Below are 5,162 nucleotides of genomic sequence, written 5' to 3'. Positions count from 1 at the left end.
GCCTTCAGAACCATGAGGAGCGGGAAAGCTCGACCCATGGCGATTCGGGGGGCAGTTCTTCGAAGCCGGCGCCGGTGCTATCCGAAGATGCCGGCGACGCGCCGGAGGCGCCGGTCGCCGGCGCCTTGGTCCGCTCGCAAACTGCACGCAGCGGGCGGTCCAATTTGCCGAACCGCCAAAACAGGCATATCAGTCGTTTCAGGCTGTCACTCATGACGCGCGGCCGCTCTGGCTCGGTTCGAAACGGCAGCGGCCGGTCAACCGCTGCAAGGGTGCCAGGCCAGTGCTAGGCCGGAATTTGCGCGGGCTCTCTCGGTGACGGAAGGAACAGGCCGGCCTGGAAGCAGCTGCTCATGTGCTCGACCTTGGCAATGGCGCGATCTGCTGCGGCTCGCGGCAATTCGTCGCGCGCGGTGAGGCGGAAGAGATCGAGCCACCGGTCGAAGAACTCGGGTCGAAGATCAAGGCTGATGTGCGCCGAGAACGGGTTGCCGGTATAGCGCTGCGTGCCAAGCAGCGTCTTCGACCAGAAGCCCCGGATGGTCTCGAAGTGATGCTCCCAGTCGGCGACGGCCCGCCCGAACACAGGGCCGATCAGCTCATCCTTGGTGGCGCGCGCGTAGAAGTGACGGACCAGACGATCCAGGTCGGCCTCGCTGAGGGAGAGGTCCGCGGCGAGATCGGTCGGCCGGGCCAGCGCCGGATCGTTCTCGGCACGATCGGGGACGAGCGCGGCAAGCTCCGGTGCCGCGTGACGGGTTCGATGGTCGACATTGAGTGGCGGATTGTAGACGCCTATCAGATCACGCACGATCTGCATGCGCTGTCGGGCTTGCGGCCGCGCCATCCAGAGCTGGCCGTCAATGACTTTCATGGCGGCGGCCTCGCGCGCCTCGACGGCGGCAGCGTCGGCCGCGATATCTTCGGACTCGGAGATCAGAACCGGATAGATCAGATCGGCAATCCGGCGCGTCAGCGCATAGACGCCTGCCGCATGTGGAAGCGGGGTCGAAGCAAAACGAAAGCCGCGAAGCTCGGGCTCGCTATCGTGCGCGCGCGGGAGCGGCGTCCCGGCGGCCGAGGCGGCATTGGTTGGCGTGGTCATGGCTGTTCCTTTTACAAACGGGCGCGGCAACGTGGCGAACGATCAACTGCCGTCGCGTCTTGTGGATGCGGTGCGTCGCCTTCGGTGCGTGGCCTGGACTTTTTGGCGAAGCAGAGGTTTTCAAGCCTTGGGCCTTCAAATTCCATCTGAGACAGGTCCTGAATTCGCGGCGCTGGCCTGCCGCGAGATCTCATGTCCCTTGGGCTATCTGCGCACGAGACAGCTTAAGCGCCAAGTCGGCTATCGATGAGCAAGGTGCATGCCAGCTATATTCGTGGCGGAATAGCTGGAAAACCGGCCCCGCCCTGTCGGATTACGAACAGGCCTGTTCGTTTGCATACAGACGTTCGATGCGGCAGACTGCGCGTTATGATACGTTGCTTCTTCCGATCGGCGACATGACCAGCGGGCAGTCCTCACCGGCGGGCGCCAAGCCCGCCACCCTGACCACGACGCTGTCCGCGCGGGTGCTGCGGCACGACGCGCAATACGGGCTTTCGACGCTTTTTTTCGGCGACGGCGAATTACGGGTGCCGATGGTCGAGGCTCCCGTCGATGCCGGTGTTTCGGTCTTGATCGAAGCGCGCGACGTGTCCATTGCCCTGTCGCGCCCGATGGATGTCTCGATCACCAACCGGCTGCCGGGGCGCATCGTGGAGATCTTGCCGCTCGATCTACCCTATGTCCGCGTCACGTTCGATCTCGGCTCGGTCTGCCTGTATTCGCTGGTGACGAAGGAGTCGGTCGAGCGCCTGGCGCTGGAGGAGGGGCTATTGGCCTGGGCGATGATCAAGAGCGTCGCGATCGGAGCCGGCGCGGTTGAGCTTTCGGAGCTGCCTCGGCCACGCCGGTGGCCCGCCGTCGATAATCCCGATCAGTAGCCTCGTCGAGCTCGCCTAGCGCTGCTGCCGTCGCCGTCCGCGCACGCCGCAGCATCGACTTGTAGAGCGCGGTCAGACGCTCGCCGAACGCGGTGATTTCGGCACCGCCGCCGCGCCGCCCCGGATGCGTCTCGAACACGGGCGTGTCGAAGGTCCGATTGAGAGCGTCAACCATGAGCCAGCACTTGCGGTAGGAAATCCCCGTCGCCCTGGCTGCGCCGAGAATCGAGCGCTCAACGCGAATGGTCTCGATCAGCAGGAGATCCTCCGCGGTCAAGCGGCCGCCATTGCCAAAGTCGATCGTCAATTCGAGACGCGCTGCGTCATCTTTCATGGAGATGCGATCCAGCCAAAGGGTGATCCCATCATGTCATGCGCGCGCGTCCCTGTCACGCATGGTGCGGCCACCTCTCGAGCCATGAATCCTGTTGCGCCTTATCGGCGGTGACGCATTCGGCGAACTCTCCGGCAAATTGCCGCCACTCGTTCATCATCGCGGGCGAGACGGACGTGATGATCGGAACGCCGGCGGCGATAGCCGCGCCAAACGCGTCGATCAATCCGCCGCCGATCGCCTCCTGCTTGCCGAACTTGCTGAGGATCGCGACATCGGCGCCGTGAGCGATCGAGTCCTGGACGGCGGCGCAGGCGAGAGCGAGTCCTTCCGGATGCAGGTTGCAGGCCTGCGAACCGGGGCCAAGGTTCTGCGAGATCGAGAACACGCGGTCGTCATGCAGGCTGCGGAGGCCCATGGATTTGCATGGGTTCGGCCCGTCGTTGGAATTTTCGACGACGCCGACCACGCGCAGACCGCGCTTGGTCAGCCTTGCTGCGATGTCCGCGAGCAGCGTCTGGATGACGGCGGATGGCGCGCCCTGAAGCGCGACAATCTGGCAAGTGTCGATCTCGGCAAAGCTCGGGTCGAGGCTCGGAACAAGACTCATGAGAAGACTCCTCTTCAGACGTTGACGGAGACGTGGACATTGGCGCGAACGGCCCGCATGAGCTGCTGGACGGCTGCAACGACGTTGGATCCGATGGCGCGCCCGCGCTCGTCCATGCCGGTCCAGCAGGCGTGGCGTCCGCGCGGATCGATCTCGAGCAGTTTCACGTCGATCGGTACGCGCGAGCCATCGCGCGCAATGCCGCGGAGCACGCCGTCGATGGGCGACAGGACGGGCTGGCCGCCCAGCGACCCGAGCTGGAAGCCCTTGTAGACGCGCGTGCCGATGTCGACCGGCGTATGCCAAATACCTTCGCGGTCGGAATAGACGAACCGCTCCCGACCGGCGTCGCCGAGCGCGCGTGACCTGCCGTCCGCGAGCCGGGTCGCGCCCTGCGAGACGATGCTGCCAGTGTCGACCGGATGCGTCTCGATGGCGATGTCGCAGTTGACGCCGACCTCGAACCTGGGTCCCACGCCGACCGTCACGCGGGCGACACCGCGAAGGTCCGGAGTGACGCGATGCTTCTGCATGCGTGCATCGATGATGACGGCGGGCGAACGCGAGGCGATGATGTCCGTCAGGTGCAATTCGGTCACCGCGACCTTGTGCGGTTCGGCATGAATCCGGGCGATCTCGGCCATGCTATCGGCACGTTCTCCGGCGATGCCTTCGAGGTCGCAGAACTCGCCGAACAATGTGTCGTGGAAAGCCATGCCGCGGCGGATGACCGGCGGAAACACGTCGTGGCTCATGACGACGGCGAAGGCCGCCCCGGTGAGTTTCGTTGCGATAGCGGACGCGATCTCGTTCGTTCCGAGCACCAGGGTGAACGGCCTTGGTGCGCGCGGATGCCAGGTGATGGCGGCTGTCATAGCTGAACCTCATGTTACCAAGCGTTCCACTAGCAAGCATCGCGCCAATCCCGGGAACCGGGTGCAAGTCATTCCGCGATCGAAGGAATTATCCAACTGCGCGATTCCGGCGCCGCCGCCGCGGTGCTTCAAACCGTGCTGTATTGTCGAGGATATAACAGCCCATACTGTATTGTCATTTATACAACAAACCATCCGACGAGACGATATCGGGGCAGAGGGTGCGCGCTTGAGCCGTCTCGCCGAGCCCGAGCAGCGCGATGACCCGATGGTCCGACGAGAGCCACGCACGCCCGGAATGCGCGCGGGGCGATATTGACGATCATGGTGCGGTTCGGTCGTCCCCGTGGAGGCGGGCGACGGCGCAGCTCGAGATCGTTCGTGATACGACGGCGCTGACAGAATGCACCGAGTGCGTAATCGTAGCCTTTGTCGGACTCTCGACAACCGGCATTCGATATATTGATGTCAATATAACGCTGGCGGCTGCCTATTGTCGGAAGATCGACCTGTTCGCTGAGCGATCGAAGGCACGGCGGGATCATCCAGCAACAGCAATCATGATGCTCGAGCCAGGATCGTAGAAGTGTCTGCGCGACAGACGCTTTGTGCGCACCAATCGGACGGCGTTCGGCGCGACGGATCACTATTGTATAGTTTAGAATACAGCACGGCAGCGCGACGGCGCGTGGCTGGTATCGGTCTTGCTTTGACGAAGAGCGGCATTCACCGTCCAGGAAATTCGGCATGCAGCGGCTATGACGGTCTGCTCGAAGTGGATGCGCAAGCAGGAGACAGGCATGAAGCTTAGACAAATAGCGTTTTACGGCAAGGGCGGTATCGGCAAGTCGACCACGTCGCAGAACACACTGGCGGCGCTGGCCGAGATGGGCCACCGGATTCTGATCGTCGGCTGCGACCCCAAGGCGGACTCGACCCGCCTGATCCTGCACGCCAAGGCGCAGGACACCATCCTGAGTCTGGCTGCGAATGCCGGCAGCGTCGAGGACCTCGAAATCGAGGACGTCATGAAGGTCGGCTACCGCGACATCCGTTGCGTGGAGTCCGGCGGTCCGGAGCCGGGCGTCGGCTGCGCCGGCCGCGGCGTCATCACCTCGATCAACTTCCTGGAAGAAAACGGCGCTTATGAGGACATCGACTACGTGTCCTACGACGTGCTGGGCGACGTCGTCTGCGGCGGATTTGCGATGCCGATCCGCGAGAACAAAGCGCAGGAGATCTACATCGTGATGTCGGGTGAGATGATGGCGATGTATGCCGCCAACAACATCTCCAAGGGCATTCTGAAATACGCCAATTCCGGCGGCGTGCGTCTCGGCGGCCTGGTCTGCAACGA

Annotated in this window: 6 protein-coding genes; 2 read left to right on the top strand and 4 right to left on the bottom strand. The window is 63.5% G+C overall.

All coding sequences use genetic code 11. From position 1 onward, the window contains the following. Positions 1-286: 286 nt before the first annotated feature. Entirely contained in the window at positions 287-1,105 is an 819-nt protein-coding gene (locus WCB02_RS25685; RefSeq protein ID WP_423962566.1) for a group III truncated hemoglobin, read from the bottom strand. Positions 1,106-1,503: 398 nt separating this feature from the next. Between WCB02_RS25685 and WCB02_RS25680 the strand changes: the two genes are divergently transcribed. Next, positions 1,504-1,986: a TOBE domain-containing protein gene (locus tag WCB02_RS25680; protein ID WP_423962567.1), complete on the top strand. Its 483-nt coding sequence runs from the start codon at positions 1,504-1,506 to the stop codon at positions 1,984-1,986. On the opposite strand, the gene WCB02_RS25675 is transcribed toward WCB02_RS25680, so the two are convergent. From WCB02_RS25675 to WCB02_RS25665, 3 genes are read right to left on the bottom strand one after another with little or no spacing between them, the layout of a single operon-like run. After that, the gene (locus WCB02_RS25675) at positions 1,895-2,320 is read right to left on the bottom strand and encodes a winged helix-turn-helix domain-containing protein (RefSeq protein ID WP_423962565.1); all 426 of its coding nucleotides are present in this window, start codon (positions 2,318-2,320) and stop codon (positions 1,895-1,897) included. The genes WCB02_RS25680 and WCB02_RS25675 overlap by 92 nt on opposite strands. A gap of 55 nt (positions 2,321-2,375) precedes the next feature. Beyond that, positions 2,376-2,930 carry a DUF2478 domain-containing protein gene (locus WCB02_RS25670; protein WP_423962564.1) on the bottom strand — a complete coding sequence of 185 codons (555 nt, stop codon included), beginning with the start codon at positions 2,928-2,930 and terminating at the stop codon, positions 2,376-2,378. Between the two features lie 14 nt (positions 2,931-2,944). Next, complete coding sequence (locus tag WCB02_RS25665; protein WP_423962563.1) at positions 2,945-3,805, bottom strand: xanthine dehydrogenase; 861 nt, start codon at positions 3,803-3,805, stop codon at positions 2,945-2,947. Positions 3,806-4,605: 800 nt separating this feature from the next. Between WCB02_RS25665 and WCB02_RS25660 the strand changes: the two genes are divergently transcribed. After that, positions 4,606-5,162: AAA family ATPase (locus WCB02_RS25660; RefSeq protein ID WP_423962562.1), on the top strand; the 557-nt coding region annotated here is incomplete at its 3' end.

This window comes from Bradyrhizobium sp., assembly GCF_049581145.1.
GTDB lineage: Bacteria > Pseudomonadota > Alphaproteobacteria > Rhizobiales > Xanthobacteraceae > Bradyrhizobium.
Note: the sequence above shows the minus strand (reverse complement) of the source record. Positions and strands in the feature narration are given on the sequence as shown.

Excerpts from the sequence above, each read along its gene's own strand:
- WCB02_RS25685 (WP_423962566.1), bottom strand. The coding sequence starts at position 1,105 with ATGACCACGCCAACCAATGCCGCCTCGGCCGCCGGGACGCCGCTCCCG.
- WCB02_RS25680 (WP_423962567.1), top strand. The coding sequence starts at position 1,504 with ATGACCAGCGGGCAGTCCTCACCGGCGGGCGCCAAGCCCGCCACCCTG.
- WCB02_RS25675 (WP_423962565.1), bottom strand. The coding sequence starts at position 2,320 with ATGAAAGATGACGCAGCGCGTCTCGAATTGACGATCGACTTTGGCAAT.
- WCB02_RS25670 (WP_423962564.1), bottom strand. The coding sequence starts at position 2,930 with ATGAGTCTTGTTCCGAGCCTCGACCCGAGCTTTGCCGAGATCGACACT.
- WCB02_RS25665 (WP_423962563.1), bottom strand. The coding sequence starts at position 3,805 with ATGACAGCCGCCATCACCTGGCATCCGCGCGCACCAAGGCCGTTCACC.